The organism is Actinoplanes sp. NPDC000266, assembly GCF_042899005.1.
GTDB lineage: Bacteria > Actinomycetota > Actinomycetes > Mycobacteriales > Micromonosporaceae > Actinoplanes.
On sequence record NZ_JBIAZI010000011.1, the window covers coordinates 270,923 to 285,656 of the forward strand.

General features: G+C 68.8%; 15 protein-coding genes. 4 read left to right on the forward strand and 11 right to left on the reverse strand.

The genetic code is table 11. The features are described 5' to 3' along the window. Positions 1-93 precede the first annotated feature (93 nt). Together coaE and rpsA are read right to left on the reverse strand one after the other, a co-directional pair. The gene (coaE, locus tag ACFY36_RS38805) at positions 94-1,281 is read right to left on the reverse strand and encodes a dephospho-CoA kinase (protein ID WP_499750880.1); all 1,188 of its coding nucleotides are present in this window, start codon (positions 1,279-1,281) and stop codon (positions 94-96) included. A gap of 133 nt (positions 1,282-1,414) precedes the next feature. Then, a complete protein-coding gene (rpsA, locus tag ACFY36_RS38810) occupies positions 1,415-2,932 on the reverse strand; it encodes a 30S ribosomal protein S1 (protein WP_499750881.1) in 1,518 nt (505 codons plus the stop codon). Positions 2,933-3,233: 301 nt separating this feature from the next. Between rpsA and ACFY36_RS38815 the strand changes: the two genes are divergently transcribed. The 3 genes from ACFY36_RS38815 to ACFY36_RS38825 are packed head-to-tail and all read left to right on the forward strand — an operon-like array spanning position 3,234 to position 4,562. Next, a complete protein-coding gene (locus tag ACFY36_RS38815) occupies positions 3,234-4,037 on the forward strand; it encodes a class I SAM-dependent methyltransferase (protein ID WP_499750882.1) in 804 nt (267 codons plus the stop codon). Next, complete coding sequence (locus tag ACFY36_RS38820; protein ID WP_499750883.1) at positions 4,034-4,243, forward strand: hypervirulence associated TUDOR domain-containing protein; 210 nt, start codon at positions 4,034-4,036, stop codon at positions 4,241-4,243. Before ACFY36_RS38815 ends, ACFY36_RS38820 begins: the two co-directional genes overlap by 4 nt. After that, complete coding sequence (locus ACFY36_RS38825; protein ID WP_499750884.1) at positions 4,236-4,562, forward strand: DUF3140 domain-containing protein; 327 nt, start codon at positions 4,236-4,238, stop codon at positions 4,560-4,562. The genes ACFY36_RS38820 and ACFY36_RS38825 overlap by 8 nt, the downstream gene beginning before the upstream one ends. Before the next feature lie 55 nt (positions 4,563-4,617). Here the strand turns inward: ACFY36_RS38825 and ACFY36_RS38830 are convergent, their stop codons facing one another. Continuing rightward, on the reverse strand, positions 4,618-4,983 hold the full coding sequence (locus ACFY36_RS38830) for an ArsR/SmtB family transcription factor (protein ID WP_499750885.1): 366 nt from the start codon (positions 4,981-4,983) through the stop codon (positions 4,618-4,620). A gap of 93 nt (positions 4,984-5,076) precedes the next feature. Here ACFY36_RS38830 and ACFY36_RS38835 point away from each other — a divergent pair, with 93 nt between their 5' ends. Continuing rightward, positions 5,077-5,541 (forward strand): hypothetical protein, encoded by a 465-nt coding sequence (locus tag ACFY36_RS38835; protein WP_499750886.1) that lies wholly within the window; start codon positions 5,077-5,079, stop codon positions 5,539-5,541. A gap of 16 nt (positions 5,542-5,557) precedes the next feature. Here ACFY36_RS38835 and polA read toward each other — a convergent pair whose 3' ends face one another. The 8 genes from polA to ACFY36_RS38875 are packed head-to-tail and all read right to left on the reverse strand — an operon-like array spanning position 5,558 to position 14,674. Continuing rightward, positions 5,558-8,251, reverse strand: coding sequence for a DNA polymerase I (polA, locus tag ACFY36_RS38840; protein ID WP_499750887.1), 2,694 nt, complete (start codon positions 8,249-8,251; stop codon positions 5,558-5,560). A gap of 53 nt (positions 8,252-8,304) precedes the next feature. Then, positions 8,305-9,069 (reverse strand): amino acid ABC transporter ATP-binding protein, encoded by a 765-nt coding sequence (locus ACFY36_RS38845; RefSeq protein ID WP_499750888.1) that lies wholly within the window; start codon positions 9,067-9,069, stop codon positions 8,305-8,307. Then, positions 9,066-10,070 (reverse strand): amino acid ABC transporter permease, encoded by a 1,005-nt coding sequence (locus ACFY36_RS38850; protein ID WP_499750889.1) that lies wholly within the window; start codon positions 10,068-10,070, stop codon positions 9,066-9,068. Before ACFY36_RS38850 ends, ACFY36_RS38845 begins: the two co-directional genes overlap by 4 nt. Positions 10,071-10,080: 10 nt before the next feature. After that, positions 10,081-10,986, reverse strand: a complete 906-nt coding sequence (locus ACFY36_RS38855; RefSeq protein ID WP_499750890.1) for an ABC transporter substrate-binding protein — start codon at positions 10,984-10,986, stop codon at positions 10,081-10,083. A gap of 27 nt (positions 10,987-11,013) precedes the next feature. Next, positions 11,014-11,724: an ABC transporter ATP-binding protein gene (locus ACFY36_RS38860; RefSeq protein ID WP_499750891.1), complete on the reverse strand. Its 711-nt coding sequence runs from the start codon at positions 11,722-11,724 to the stop codon at positions 11,014-11,016. Next, positions 11,714-12,604 carry an ABC transporter ATP-binding protein gene (locus ACFY36_RS38865; RefSeq protein WP_499750892.1) on the reverse strand — a complete coding sequence of 297 codons (891 nt, stop codon included), beginning with the start codon at positions 12,602-12,604 and terminating at the stop codon, positions 11,714-11,716. The genes ACFY36_RS38860 and ACFY36_RS38865 overlap by 11 nt, the downstream gene beginning before the upstream one ends. Next, a complete protein-coding gene (locus ACFY36_RS38870; RefSeq protein WP_499750977.1) occupies positions 12,597-13,724 on the reverse strand; it encodes a branched-chain amino acid ABC transporter permease in 1,128 nt (375 codons plus the stop codon). The genes ACFY36_RS38865 and ACFY36_RS38870 overlap by 8 nt, the downstream gene beginning before the upstream one ends. Continuing rightward, positions 13,724-14,674: a branched-chain amino acid ABC transporter permease gene (locus ACFY36_RS38875; RefSeq protein ID WP_498695984.1), complete on the reverse strand. Its 951-nt coding sequence runs from the start codon at positions 14,672-14,674 to the stop codon at positions 13,724-13,726. The genes ACFY36_RS38870 and ACFY36_RS38875 overlap by 1 nt, the downstream gene beginning before the upstream one ends. Positions 14,675-14,734 lie beyond the last annotated feature (60 nt).

The window sequence follows — 14,734 nt, forward strand, 5'->3', positions numbered from 1 at the left end:
TGCGCCCCGGTTGTCCGGCGCGCGCACCCACGGCGGTCGCGCCCAGCGCAGACCGGCCGCCGCGAGCGCCTGACTCTTTCCGCGGCGGTTCGGCTAGGACGGCTGCCATCCCGTGGCCTCGGCCCACTCGTCGGCGGCCAGGGCCTCCTCGTCGAACCAGGGTTCCTTCGCCTCGCCGTACGTGAAACGGTCTTTGTGCTCCTGAGCCCACGCGGCCTTGGCCGCCGCATAGCCCTCGCGGGCCTCCGGCACCGAGCGTAGGTGATCGCGCATGAGCAGGGCGAACCGCCAGCCGGGCGAGCCGGCCACCCGGACGTGCAGGTTGACCGGGCGCCCGGGATCGGCCGAGCCGTGCAGCCGCTTGGGCCAGGTCTCGCCGGGCAGGCCCCGCGCGTTGTCCACCCACTCACCCGCCCGCCGCGGCAGACCGGCGTCACCGAGCAGGCCGGCCAGCTCATCGGCCTCGTCGAGGGTCCGCACGGCCAGCATGAGATCGATGATGTCCTTGGCCGGGAGCTCCGGCACGGCGGTCGAGCCGATGTGCGACACCGTGATCTGCGGGTGGTCGCGCAGGGCGTGCCGGATCCTTGCCATGATCCGCTCGGCCGTCACCGGCCAGCGCGGGTCGGGCTCGGCGATGTGCAGATCGCGCGGGGGCCGGGCCGAGGTGCGCGTGCGGACGTTCCGCTCGTACGGGACCAAGCGCTCCTTGACCAGGGTGTCCACCTGTTTCTCGAGCTCGCCCAGGGAACCGTCGTTGATCAGCAGGACGTCGGCCGCGGCCCGGCGCTGATCGTCGCCGGCCTGCGCGGCGATGCGCGCGGTGGCCTGCTCCTCGGTCATCCCACGGGTTTTCATCAGGCGCCGGACCCGGGTCCCGCGGGTGGCCTCGACAACGATGACCAGGTGGAACGAGGAGGTCTGGCCGGTCTCGACCAGCAGCGGGATGTCGTTGACGACCATCGCGTCCGGGCCGGCCTCCGCGTGCAGCTGGGCGGCCCTCCGGCGTACACGGGGATGAATGATCTTTTCCAGACGGCGCCGCGCCTCGTCGTCGCCGAAGACCTTGGCGGCCAGGGCCGGCCGGTCGAGGGCGCCCTCGGCCGTCAGCACGCCGGCCCCGAACGCCGCCACCACCTCGGCCAGGCCGGGCGTGCCGGGCTCCACCACCTCGCGGGCGAGCAGGTCGGAATCGATGATGATCGCCCCGTGGCGGGCCAGCCGCCGCGCCACAGCACTCTTGCCCGCACCGATCCCGCCGGTCAGTCCCACCCTCAGCACGAGCCAAGTATCGCCGCCGGGCCCAGACGGCGAAAGGCACGGGCCGACTATCGGCGCCGCGCCTCAACGGCGAAAGGCCGCCCCGACCGGAGTCGGGACGGCCTTCAGCGTGCTGCTGGAGTCAGAGCTGAGATCAGCTCTTGCCGCCGGCGAGCTTCTCGCGCAGAGCGGCGAGGGCCTCGTCGGTGGCCAGGGTGCCCGCGGGCTCCTCGGACGAACGCGCCGGGGCCGACGAGCTCGTCGAAGAGGACGACGAGGTCGAGGACGACGTGGTCGTGCCCGTGCCGGCCGGGACCGGGTTGAGCGCGGCCTCGGCGTCGGCCTCGCGGGACGCCTGCACCTGCTTGGTGTGGGCCTCCCAGCGCTCGCGCGCGTCGGCGTACTGCTTCTCCCAGGCCTCGCGCTGCTTGTCGAAGCCCTCGAGCCACTCGCCCGTCTCCGGGTCGAAGCCCTCCGGGTAGATGTAGTTGCCCTCGTTGTCGTACGTGGCGGCCATGCCGTACAGCGTGGGGTCGAAGTGCTCCTCGCCCTCCACGAAGTTCTCGTTGGCCTGCTTGAGCGACAGCGAGATGCGGCGACGCTCGAGGTCGATGTCGATGACCTTGACCAGAACGTCGGAACCCACCTGGACGACCTGCTCGGGCAGCTCGACGTGCCGCTCGGCCAGCTCGGAGATGTGCACCAGGCCCTCGATGCCGTCGTCCACGCGGACGAAGGCGCCGAACGGAACCAGCTTGGTGACCTTGCCCGGCACGATCTGGTTGATCGCGTGGGTCCGGGCGAACTGGCGCCACGGGTCTTCCTGGGTCGCCTTCAGCGACAGCGAGACGCGCTCGCGGTCCAGGTCGACGTCGAGCACCTCGACCTCGACCTCCTGGCCGACCTCGACAACCTCGGACGGGTGGTCGATGTGCTTCCAGGAGAGCTCGGAGACGTGCACGAGGCCGTCCACGCCGCCCAGGTCGACGAAGGCGCCGAAGTTGACGATCGAGGAGACGACGCCCTTGCGGACCTGGCCCTTCTGGAGCTTGTTGAGGAACTCCGTGCGGACCTCGGACTGCGTCTGCTCGAGCCAGGCGCGGCGGGACAGGACCACGTTGTTGCGGTTCTTGTCCAGCTCGATGATCTTCGCCTCGAGCTCGCGGCCGACGTACGGCTGCAGGTCGCGGACACGGCGCATCTCGACGAGCGAAGCCGGGAGGAAGCCACGGAGGCCGATGTCGAGGATGAGGCCACCCTTGACAACCTCGATGACGGAGCCGCGGACGACGCCGTCGTCCTCCTTGATCTTCTCGATGGTGCCCCACGCGCGCTCGTACTGCGCACGCTTCTTCGAGAGGATCAGGCGACCTTCCTTGTCCTCCTTGGTGAGGACGAGGGCTTCGATGTGGTCACCAACCGACACCACTTCCGCGGGGTCCACGTCATGCTTGATCGACAACTCGCGCGAGGGGATGACACCCTCGGTCTTGTAGCCGATGTCGAGCAGGACCTCGTCCCGATCGACCTTGACGACGGTGCCTTCGACAATGTCGCCGTCGTTGAAGTACTTGATGGTCTCGTCGATGGCGGCGAGGAAAGCTTCCTCAGAACCGAGATCGTCGACGGTGACCTTGTTGGCGCTCGAGGTGGCCTCGATGCTGCTCGTCATGTGGACTGTTGCTCCGAACGGATGGGTGTCGTGGTGTCTCTCGCGCTCCACGGAACTGCCGGCGGGCACGGCACGAGCAACCAGGTTGACGACCAGTCGATCATGTCGAGACCGACGACCACGGAACCTGCTCCCTGCCGAGGTACACGATCCGCGAGCGCATCGACTAGCTTACCGTGCGCATTACCACAGGTTGCAAGCCCTCCTGACGAGCGCGGCACAATGTTGACCCGAAACCCCACACCATGCCCCTAATATGCCGAATAGTGACGGCGGCTCGCCCCGCGGCTACCTTGGCCCAGTGATCGAAAACGCGCCGACCGACGCCGAGAGCCGCCGCGCGAGCCGCGGATGGTGGGACTCGGACGCCGACGAGTACCAGGCCGAGCACGGCTCCTTCCTGGGAGATCTCGACTTCGTGTGGTGTCCCGAGGGCCTGCGTGAGGCCGATGCCCACCTGCTCGGCGACGTCCGCGGCAAGCGGGTCCTGGAACTCGGCGCCGGCGCCGCGGCGGGCGCGCGGTGGCTCGCCGGGCAGGGCGCGGAGGTGGTCGCGCTCGATCTCTCGGCGGGAATGTTGCGGCACGCGCGCGGCGCGGCCGAGCGTACGGGCGTGACGGTGCCGCTGGTGCAAGCCGACGCGCTGGCGTTGCCGTTCGCGGAGAGCGTATTCGACATTGTCTGCACGGCCTTCGGCGCGATCCCCTTCGTGCCCGATTCGGCGGCGGCCATGCGCGAGGTGGCGCGGGTGCTGAAGCCGGGCGGCGACTGGGTCTTCTCGGTCACCCACCCGATGCGCTGGATCTTCTGGGACGAGCCGGACGAGAGCGGGCTGATCGCCCGGAACTCGTACTTCGACCGGACGCCGTACGTGGAACGCGACGAGTCGGGGCAGGTCACCTACATCGAGCAACACCGGACCTTGGGCGACCGCGTACGGGAACTGGTGGCGGCCGGCTTCGAATTGCGTGACCTGGTCGAGCCGGAGTGGCCCTCCGGTCACGAGGAGACGTGGGGGCAATGGAGCCCGCTGAGGGGGCGGCTCTTCCCGGGCACCGCGATCTTTGTTAGCCGGCTCGTTCCCGGGGTACCACCCGGTCCATGACGAAAGATCCGAAAAAGGGCGACGAGGTGACCTGGCGCAGCCACGGCGAGACCGTGCACGGCAAGGTCGAAGAGAAGATCACCAAGCGCACCTCGGCCGCGGGCCGGACGGTGGACGCCTCCCCCGACGATCCCCAGTACAAGGTCAAGAGCGACAAGACGGGCCGCGAGGCGGTTCACAAGCCGGGCGCGCTGCACCATGGCTGAGGACACGTACGCCGAGTTCACGTCGGCGGTGAACATGACGGCCGGCGAGATCGAGAAGTGGCTGAAGACCGGCGAGTCCCGCGAGGTGGGCCAGAAGCCGTCGAACGGCGGCGAGTCGGTGGGCCACGACTCCGGCCGCAAGATCGTCAAGATCCTCGGCAAGAAGAAGGCCGACCTGACGGGCGCCGACGAGGAGCACATGCGCAAGGTGGTCGGCTACGTCCACCGCCACCAGGCACAGCGCCCGCCGGGCGACGTGTCGGAGACGAAGTGGCGGTACTCGCTGATGAACTGGGGCCACGACCCGCTGAAAAAGTAGGCGCCCGGCTGCAACGCGGCGGACGGCCCGCTTGTCGTAGAAGGCATGAAAACCTTCAGCCGGCCAGAACTCCCAAGTCGAGCAGCCCACCGAGCACGGCGAGGGCGGCCGGGATCATCCGGTAATAGACCCAGGTGCCGCGGCGGTCGCTGTCCACGAGGCCGGCCTCCCGCAGCACCTTGAGGTGGTGCGAGATCGTCGGCCCGGTGAGGTGGAAGGCCCCCGTGAGGTCACAGACGCAGACCTCACCACCCCGCGCCGAGGCGATCATCGAGAGCAGCCGCAGCCGCACCGGATCACCGAGCGCCTTGAACATCGGCGCATAGGCGTCCGCCTGCGCGGCGTCGAGGGGCCCCCGCCCCAGCGTCGCCGCTCCGCCCACCGGCCCGCTCAGGGCCGCCCCCATCGTGTGGCTAGTCATGAGCCACACACTTACAGAGCCCCGCAACCACACCCGGCCGCGATCCCCTCACCCTCCGGCACCATGTGGTGCGGGCTACCTAATCTGGCCGGCATGAGCGTTCGGGTGGCGGTGCGGGAACTGCTCCAGGTGACGGGGATGTGGCTCGGCATGGGCGAGCCGGACGATGCCGGCGCGCCGGCGCCACCCCGGGCGGGCGCGGGCTTCATGGCGGTCCAGACGGTGGCGGCGGTGGCGCTGGGCGCGCTTCTGGCCGGGGCGTGGTCGGTGTTCTTCCAGTCGGAGGTGCGCACGCTCTTCCTGGTCGGCTATCTGCCGCTGATCGTGCCGCTGGCGATCGGGGTGGCCCGGCAGCCCCGGGCGGCCGCCGGCCCGCTGGCCGGGGCGCTGCCGGTGGGCGCGCTCGCCGTCGTGGTGGTCCGCGCGGTCCCGGGTGCCGGGGACGGTTTCTGGTGGTGGTTCCTGGCCTTCGCCGCCGGTGCCCTCGCCGCGGGCACCGTCTTCGGCGCGCTCAGCGCCCGCCGGACCAACAGCGGCCAGAGCGGCGGCCCGTCCTGAGGGTGGGCCGCGGCTGTCAGTGGTCGGCGCCGTTCCAGTCGCGGCCGGAGCCTACGGAGACCTCCAAGGGGACGGACAGCGGGTGGGCGTTGCCCATCTCCTGGCGTACCAGGGCCTCCAGCGGCTCGTGCTCGCCGGGGGCCACGTCGAAGACCAGCTCGTCGTGGACCTGCAGGAGCATGCGGGAACTGAGGCCGGACTCGCGGATGGCCCTGTCGACGCGGAGCATGGCTACCTTGATGATGTCGGCGGCTGAGCCCTGGATGGGGGCGTTCAGGGCCATGCGCTCGGCCATCTCGCGGCGCTGGCGGTTGTCGCTCGACAGGTCGGGCAGGTAGCGGCGGCGGCCCAGGATGGTGGCCGTGTAGCCGTCCTTTCCGGCCTGCCTCACGACCTTGTCGAGGTATTCGCGGATGCCGCCGAAACGTTCGAAGTATTCGTCCATCAGGCCCCGGGCCTCTTCCACCGGGATGGTGAGCTGGTTGGACAGGCCGAAGGCGCTCAGGCCGTACGCCAAGCCGTAGTTCATGGCCTTGATTTTGCGGCGCTGGTCGGGGACGACCTCCTCGACCGGGACGTGGAAGACCGAGGACGCGGTGGCCGCGTGGAAGTCGAAGGCCGAGTTGAAGGCGGCGATCAGGGCCTCGTCCTCCGACAGGTGGGCCATGATGCGCATCTCGATCTGGCTGTAGTCGGCCGTCATGAGCGTCTCGAAGCCCTCGCCGACCACGAACGCGCGGCGGATGCGCCGGCCCTCCTCGGTGCGGATCGGGATGTTCTGCAGGTTGGGGTCGGTCGACGACAGGCGGCCGGTGGCGGCGACGGTCTGGTTGAACGTCGTGTGGATGCGGCCGTCGTCGGAGACCGACTTGAGCAGGCCGTCGACAGTCGATTTCAGCTTGGCCACGTCGCGGTGGCGCAGCAGGTGTTCCAGCAGCGGGTCGCCGGTCTGCGTGAACAGGTTCTGCAGAGCGTCGGCGTCCGTCGTGTAGCCCGACTTGATCTTCTTGGTCTTGGGGAGGTTGCGCTCCTCGAAGAGGATCTGCTGGAGCTGCTTGGGCGAGCCGAGGTTGAACTCGCGGCCCACCACCTCGTGCGCCGCCTGCTGGGCCGCCTTCACCTCGGCCGCGAAGTGGGCCTCGAGCTCGGACAGGTAGACCGTGTCGGCCGCGATGCCCAGGTGTTCCATCTCGCCGAGCACCTCGGACAGCGGCTGCTCGACCTCGGTCAGCAGGGTCTGCGACTCGCCGCCGTCGCGCGAGAGCTCCTCGGTCAGCACGTCGGCCAGGTCGAGCGTGGCCCGGGCGCGCAGCATGACGCTCTCCTCGGCGCCGCCCTCCTCCTCCACGCCGGCCAGCAGGTCGAGCTGGCCCGTCTGGGGCTCCTCGACGCGCAGCTCGCGCTTGAGGTAGCGCAGGGCCAGGTCGGTGAGGTCGTACTGCCGCTGGTCGGGCTTGGCGAGGTAGGCCGCCAGCGCCGTGTCGATCCGGACGCCGCCGAGGCGCCAGCCGTGCGCGCGCATGGCCAGCGAGGCCGGCTTGGCGTCGTGCACGACCTTGGGCCGGTCGGGGTCGGCGAGCCAGAGGGCCACGGCCTGCTCGTCGGCCTCGTCGAGGGCGGCCGGGTCGAACCAGGCCGCCGGCCCGTCGCCGGTCGCGACCGCGATGCCGGTGAGCGAGCCGGTGCCGCGGCCGAACGTGCCGGTGACGGCGACGCCGACGGGCGCGGCCTGCGCGTGCGCGGTCAGCCAGGCCGCGACCTCGCCGGGGCGCAGCACCCGGCCCTCGAGGTCGAAGCCGGACTCGGCCTCGGGCTCGACCGACTCGAGGTAGGAGTAGAGTCGCTCGCGGAGCACCCGGAACTCGAGCGCGTCGAATACCTGGTGCACGGCCTCGCGGTCCCAGCCGTGCCAGCGGACGTCCTGTGGGCGTACCGAAAGCTCCAGGTCTTTCCGCAGTGCGTTGAGCTCGTAGTTGAGCATCACCGACGACAGGTGGGCCCGCAGGTTGTCGCCCGCCTTGCCCTTGATCTTGTCGGCGTTGGCCACGACGCCCTCGATGCCGCCGTATTCGGTGATCCACTTGGCCGCCGTCTTGGGCCCGACGCCGGGGACACCGATCAGGTTGTCGCTGGTCTCGCCGACCAGGGCGGCCTTGTCGCGGTAGAGGTGCGGCGGCACGAGCTGCTTCTCCTCGACCAGCGCGGGGGTCATCCGCCAGACCTCGGAGACGCCGCGGCTCGGGTAGAGGACCGTGGTGTGCTCGTCGACCAGTTGGAGGGCGTCCCGGTCGCCGGAGGAGATCAGCACCTCCATGCCGGCCTCGCGGGCCTGGGTGGCGAGCGTGGCGATGACGTCGTCGGCCTCGAAGCCGGGCTTTTCGACATAGGGGATGCGCAGCGCGTCGAGGATCTCCTTGACCAGGCTGACCTGGCCCTGGAACTCGGGCGGCGTCGCCGACCGGCCGGCCTTGTACTCCGGGTATTTCTCGGTGCGGAACGAGATGCGCGAGACGTCGAAGGCGACCACGATGTGCGTCGGCTTCTCGTCGCGCAGCATGTTGATCAGCATCGAGGTGAACCCGAAGACCGCGTTCGTGTGCTGCCCGGTCTGGGTGCTGAAGTTTTCCTTGGGCAGCGCGTGGAACGCCCGGTAGGCCAGCGAGTGGCCGTCGAGCAGCAGCAAACGGGGGGTCTCGGCGTCGTCGCTCACGTCGGAGAACTCTAGTCGTGGGGTACGACAGAAATCGGGACCACCCCGCCTGCTTAAAGCACCTTGCTCAGAAATGCCCTGGTTCGCTCGTGCTGCGGATTCGCGATGACGTCCCGCGGGGCGCCCTCCTCCACGACGACGCCGCCGTCCATGAAGATCAGCTTGTCGCCGACCTCGCGGGCGAAGCCGATCTCGTGGGTGACCACGACCATGGTCATCCCGTCCCGGGCCAGATCCTTCATCACGTCGAGGACCTCACCGACCAGTTCCGGGTCGAGCGCGCTGGTCGGCTCGTCGAACAGCATCAGCTTCGGGCGCATCGCCAGGGCGCGGGCGATCGCCACGCGCTGCTGCTGACCACCCGAGAGCTGTCCGGGATACGACCCGGTCTTCTCGCTCAGGCCGACGCGGTCGAGCAGGGCGCGTGCTCTCTCCCGTACCTCCGCCTTGTTCTCGCTCTTGACCCGGCACGGCGCCTCCATGACGTTCTGGAGCACCGTCATGTGCGGGAAGAGGTTGAAGCGCTGGAAGACCATGCCGATCGAACGGCGCTGCCTGGCCACGTCCTTCTCGCCGAGCTCGTGCAGCTTGCCGCCGCGCTCGCGATATCCGATCAGATCGCCGTCGACCGTGATGCGGCCGGCGTTGATCTTCTCGAGGTGGTTGACGCAGCGCAGGAAGGTCGACTTGCCCGAGCCGGACGGCCCGAGCACGCAGCACACCTCACCCGCCTTGACGACCAGGTCGATGCCCTTGAGCACCTCGAGCGAGCCGAACGATTTGTGCACGTTGTCGGCGCGCACCATCTCGGAAGTCATGCGCCCTCCCGGGTGTCGGTGATCCGGCCGCCCTGTTCGACCTCGATGTCGCGCAGCCGCTGCTTGGCCCGGCCGACCGCACCGTACCCCTTGCCGTAGTGCCTCTCCAGGAAGAACTGGCCGATCATCAGGACGGTGCAGATGATCAGATACCAGATCACGGCGGCCACCAGCACCGGGAAGACCACGAAGGTCCGCGCCGAGACGGCGTTCAGCTGGAACCAGAGCTCGCCGGCGACCGGGACGTACGCCACCAATGACGTGTCCTTGACCATGGCGATGGTCTCGTTGCCGGTCGGCGGCACGATCACCCGCATGGCCTGCGGCAGCACGATGCGCCGCAGCACCTGGAAGCGGGACATGCCGAGCGCGACCGCGGCCTCGGTCTGTCCTTGATCGACGGACTGAAGACCGGCACGGACGATCTCGGCCATGTACGCCGCCTCGGACAACCCGAGCGCCAGCATGCCGGCCACGAATCCGGCCAGCAGGTCGGCCGCCCGGATGCTGTAGAACTGCCCGTTGAAGTTGTCGATGCCGAACAGGTCGCCGATCTGCTTGTCGAACGGCAGCCCGAAGCCGACCCGGCTCCACAGGATGTTCAGGTTGCCGAACAGGATCGCCAGGATCAGGCGCGGCACGGCCCGGAAGAACCAGGTGTACACGAACGCCACCGACGACAGGATCCTGTTCGGCGACAGCCGCATGACGGCGAGGACGACGCCGAGACCGATGCCGATCGCCATCGACGTGACGGTCAGCAGCAGGGTGCCGCGCAGGCCCTCGAGGACCGGCCCGGTGAACATGACCCCGCGCTTGCCGTCCTCATAGGACGAGAAGATGAACGACCAACGGAAGTTGTCGTTCGTCACCAGCAGGTGCACGAACATCGCGGCGAGCACCGCGAGGACCGCGATCGTCACCCAGCGCCCGGGGTGCCGGACGGGCACGGCCTTGATCGGTTCAGGCCGTGCCCGCTCGGTGGTTGTCTGGTCGCTCATGTGTGGCGGATCAGACCGACGGGTTCACTTCGGCAGTGGTGACCGCGCCCGCGGTGACGCCCCACTTGTCGAGGATCTGCTTGTACGTGCCGTCGGCGATCAGCGCCTTGACCGCGTCGCCGATCACGCCGGCGAACTCGGTCTGGTCCTTGGCGACCACGTAGCCGTACGGCGCCGAGTCGTAGATGTCGCCGACCAGCTCGAGCGTGCCGTTGGTCTGCTTCACCGCGTACGCCACGATCGGGGAGTCGGCCAGCATGGCCTCGTCCTTGCCGGTGTTGACGGCGTTCGTCGCGTCCGACTGCTTCTGGTACTGGTCGATCGTGATCTTCGCCTTGCCGGCGTCGGTGCACTTCTTCGAGCGCGCGTTCAGGTCGTCGACCTGCACGGTCGCGGTCTGCACGGCGATCTTCTTGCCGCACACGTCGTCCGGGTTGATCGAGGCGCCCTTCTTGGCCGCCCACTGGGTGCCGGCCGAGAAGTAGGAGATCATGTTGACCTCCTTGAGCCGGTCAGCGTTGATCGTGAACGACGATACGCCGACGGCGTACTTGTCGCTGCTCACGCCCGGGATGATGCTGTCGAAGGTGGCCGACTGCCACTCGGTGGTCAGGCCCAGCTTCTGCGCGACCGCGTTGAACAGGTCGACGTCGAAACCGATGACCGTCTTGCCGTCGCTGTCGAGATATTCGTTCGGCGCGTACGACGAGTCGGTGCCGATGACCAGCTTGCCGGCGCTCTTGATGTCGGCCGGGACCTTGTCGGCCAGCGAGGTGTCGGCGGAGGCGGTGGGCGCGGGGGCGCCGCTCGAGCCGGAGTCACTGGACTCCGAGCCGCAGGCGCCCATCGACAACGTCAGCGCCGCCGCGGCGGCCAGGCCGAGGATCGCCCGGCGGCCTGAGGGGGTGCGGAACATGATGACTCCTAGTCGTCCAAAGGGGTGTTACGCGACGCCGAGGTAGGCGTCCTTGACCGCGGGGTCGGTCAGGAGGTCGTTTCCGGTGCCCTCCTTGACGATCCGCCCGGTCTCCAAGACGTACGCGCGGTGCGCACGCGACAGGGCCTGCTGCGCGTTCTGCTCCACCAGCAGCACGGTCGTGCCCTGCTGGTTGATCTCCACGATGATGTCGAAGATCTGCTGGATCAGCATCGGCGCCAGGCCCATCGAGGGCTCGTCGAGCAGCAGCAGTTTCGGCCGGCTCATCAGCGCGCGCCCCACGGCGAGCATCTGCTGCTCACCGCCGGACAGCGTGCCACCGGCCTGCTTCTCCCGCTCCTTCAGGCGCGGGAACAGGTCGAACGCCCGCTGGAGGTCCTCGTCGACCTCGGAGCGGACCCGGCGCGTGTACGCGCCCATCTCCAGGTTCTCCCGGACGGTCATGCCCGGGAAGATGCCCCGGCCCTCCGGCGACTGCGACACCCCGCGGACGACCCGCAGGTCGGCCCGCAGCTTGGTGATGTCCTGCCCGTCAAAGTGGATCTTGCCCTGGCCGACCGGCCGCAGACCCGAGATGGCGCGCATCGTGGTCGACTTGCCGGCGCCGTTCGCGCCGATCAGCGCGACGATCTCACCCTCGCCGACGGTCAGGCTGATGCCGTGCAGGGCCTGGATGCGCCCGTACGACACCGTCACGTTGTCCATCTCAAGCAGCATCGGTCGGCACTCCCAGGTAGGCGGCGATGACCGCCGGGTTCTCCCGCACCTCGGCCGGCGTCCCCTCGGCGATCTTCTTGCCGAACTCCAGCACGACGATCCGGTCGGTGACGCCCATGACCAGGCGCATGTCGTGCTCGATGAGCAGCACCGTGACCCCGGTGTCGCGGATCTTGCGGATCAGCTCGAGCAGCGACTCCTTCTCGGCCGGGTTGAAGCCGGCCGCCGGCTCGTCCAGGCAGAGCAGGCCCGGCTCGGTGGCCAGCGCCCGCGCGATCTCCAGCCGGCGCTGCTCGCCGTAGGCCAGGCTGCGGGCCAGCTCACCGGCCCGGTGCTCGATGCCGACCAGCTTCAGCAGCTCGGTCGCCTTGTCCTTGGCCGCACGCTCCTCGAGGGTGTGCCGGGACAAACCGAAGATCCTTTGCCCGGTACGCCGGGTCTGCTGCACCAGCCGGCCGAAGCCGCTCTTGGCGTCGACGTCGACCAGCTCGTGCTCCTTGACCCGCACCCGCCAGGTGCGGAACAGCGCGCCGACCACACTGGTCTTGTGCCGGGCGTCCGCGCCGACCTGCACGTTCTCCAGAGCCGTCATCTCCGGGAACAACCGGATGTTCTGGAACGTCCGGGCGATGCCGAGCCGGGTGATCTTGTGCCGCTGCTGGCCCACCAGGGCCTTGCCGCGGAACCGGATCTGGCCGCTGGTCGGCTTGACCACGCCGGTGACCGCGTTGAAGCAGGTCGTCTTGCCGGCGCCGTTCGGGCCGATCAGGCCGAGGATCTCGCCCTCCTTGACGGAGAAGTCCACCCCGTCCAGGGCCGTCACGCCGCCGAAGCGGATCGTGACGTTGTCGACCTCGAGCAGATTGTTTCGCTCACTCACCGACGGCACCTTCCTTAGCCCGGTCCTCCAGCTCGACCTTGCGACGCCGGCTCGGCAGCAGACCCTGCGGCCGGAAGATCGTCATGACGATCAGGGCGACACCGAAGATCAGCAGACGGTAGTCGGCGAACTCACGGAACCGCTCCGGCAGATACGCCAGCAGGATCGCGCCCAGCGCCACACCCAACTGGTTGCCGGCGCCGCCGATGACCACCGCGGCCACCCACAGGATCGACGTGAACAGGTCGAAGCCCTGCGCGTTGATGAACGTCTGCTTGCTGAAGAACAGCGCACCCGACAGACCACCCAGCGCCGCGCCGATGGCGAACGCCCACAGCTTGTACTTGAACGTCGGCACGCCCATGACCTCGGCCGCGTCCTCGTCCTCACGGATCGCCAGCCACGACCGGCCGACCCGGCTGCGCTCCAGGCGCCGCACGCCCAGCATGCAGATGAAGACCAGGGTCAGCGCCAGCCAGTAGAAGCCGATCACGTTGGAGACGCTGAAGATCGGCCGGCCCGCGGTGATGCCCGGGAACCAGTCCATCCACTCCGGCCACGAACCCTCCGACGGCACCGGCACACCGGTGATGCCCCGGTTGCCGTTGGTGATGTCGGAGTTCAGCGCGAACACCCGGATGATCTCACCGAAGCCGAGCGTCACGATGGCGAGGTAGTCGCCCCGCAGGCGCAGCGTCGGCCAGCCCAGGATCACGCCGGACACCATGGTCACCGCGATCGCGATCGGAACGCACACCACCCACGGGAACTGCACCACGACCGGCGAGTTCGGCGAGCCGAGGATGGCCACCGTGTAGGCGCCGACCGCGTAGAAGCCGATGTACCCCAGGTCGAGCAGGCCGGCGAGTCCGATCACGACGTTCAGGCCGACCGCGACCAGGACGTACACCGCGCAGAGGAACAGCACCGACGTGAAGTCGGTGTCCGGGGTGCTGATCAGGGGAATCTCGAGGCCCGGCAGGGCGTACAGGAAAATGATGAAGGCGAAGAGGACCGAGATGCGCCAGCCGTACGGAAGATTCGACCACCGGTCCCGCAGACCGGTGACCGCGCGGACCCGGCTCTCGTCGGCCTTCCGCGCGGAATCGAGAACTGCCATCATGCCCGGGCCCTCCCCAGAGACTCACCCAACAGGCCCGTCGGGCGGAACAGCAACACGACCACGAGCATCACGAAGGCGACGACGTCCATCCACTCGTTGCCGAACACACCGGCGCCGTAGTTCTCCACCACGCCCAGCAGCAGGCCGCCCAGCAGGGCGCCGCGCAGGTTGCCGATACCGCCCAGCACCGCCGCGGTGAACGCCTTGATACCGATCAGGAAGCCCACCGAGTACGTCGTGATGCCGACCTTGACGTCGTAGAGCACCGACGCCGCGCCGGCCATCATGCCGCCCAGGATGAAGATCAGCATGATGACGCGGTCCTTGTTGACGCCCATCAGGGCGGCCACGTCCGGGTTCTGCGCCACCGCCCGCACACCACGGCCGAGCCGCGTGCGGTTGATGAAGATGTCCAGGCCCGCGAGCATCGCGAGCGCGCTCAGGATGATGCCGATCTGCAGGTTGGTGACATCCGCGCCGAAGAGCGTGAACTGCACCTTCGGCTGCACGAGACTCGGCATGCCCCGCGGCTGCCGGTCCGTGATCGCACCCACCAGCTCGAACAGGGCCACCGAGGCGCCGATCGCGCTGATCAGGAAGATCAGGCTCGGCGCGTTGCGCTTGCGCAGCGGCCGGTACGCCACCCGTTCCACGATCAGGGCGGTGCCGCCCGACGCCGCGCCGGCCGCCACGACCGCCAGCGCGATCAAGCCCAGCACCCCGAAGGTGCCCGGAGCCGACGCCCCCACACCGAAGCCCAGGCCGGCCCAGACGATCGTGGTAACGAACGTGCCGATCATGAAGACTTCGGAGTGAGCGAAGTTGATCAGGCGCAGTACGCCGTAGACCAACGTGTAACCGAGAGCAACCAGGGCATAGATGGCGCCCTGCGTCAGTCCCGTCACGGTGAGCGACATGAAGTTGTCGCCCAGGAATTCAAAGTTCAACGCGACTCCAGCGAGGGAAAGTCATACAGGACGTGCGGCCGAGAGCCAGAGCTCCCGACC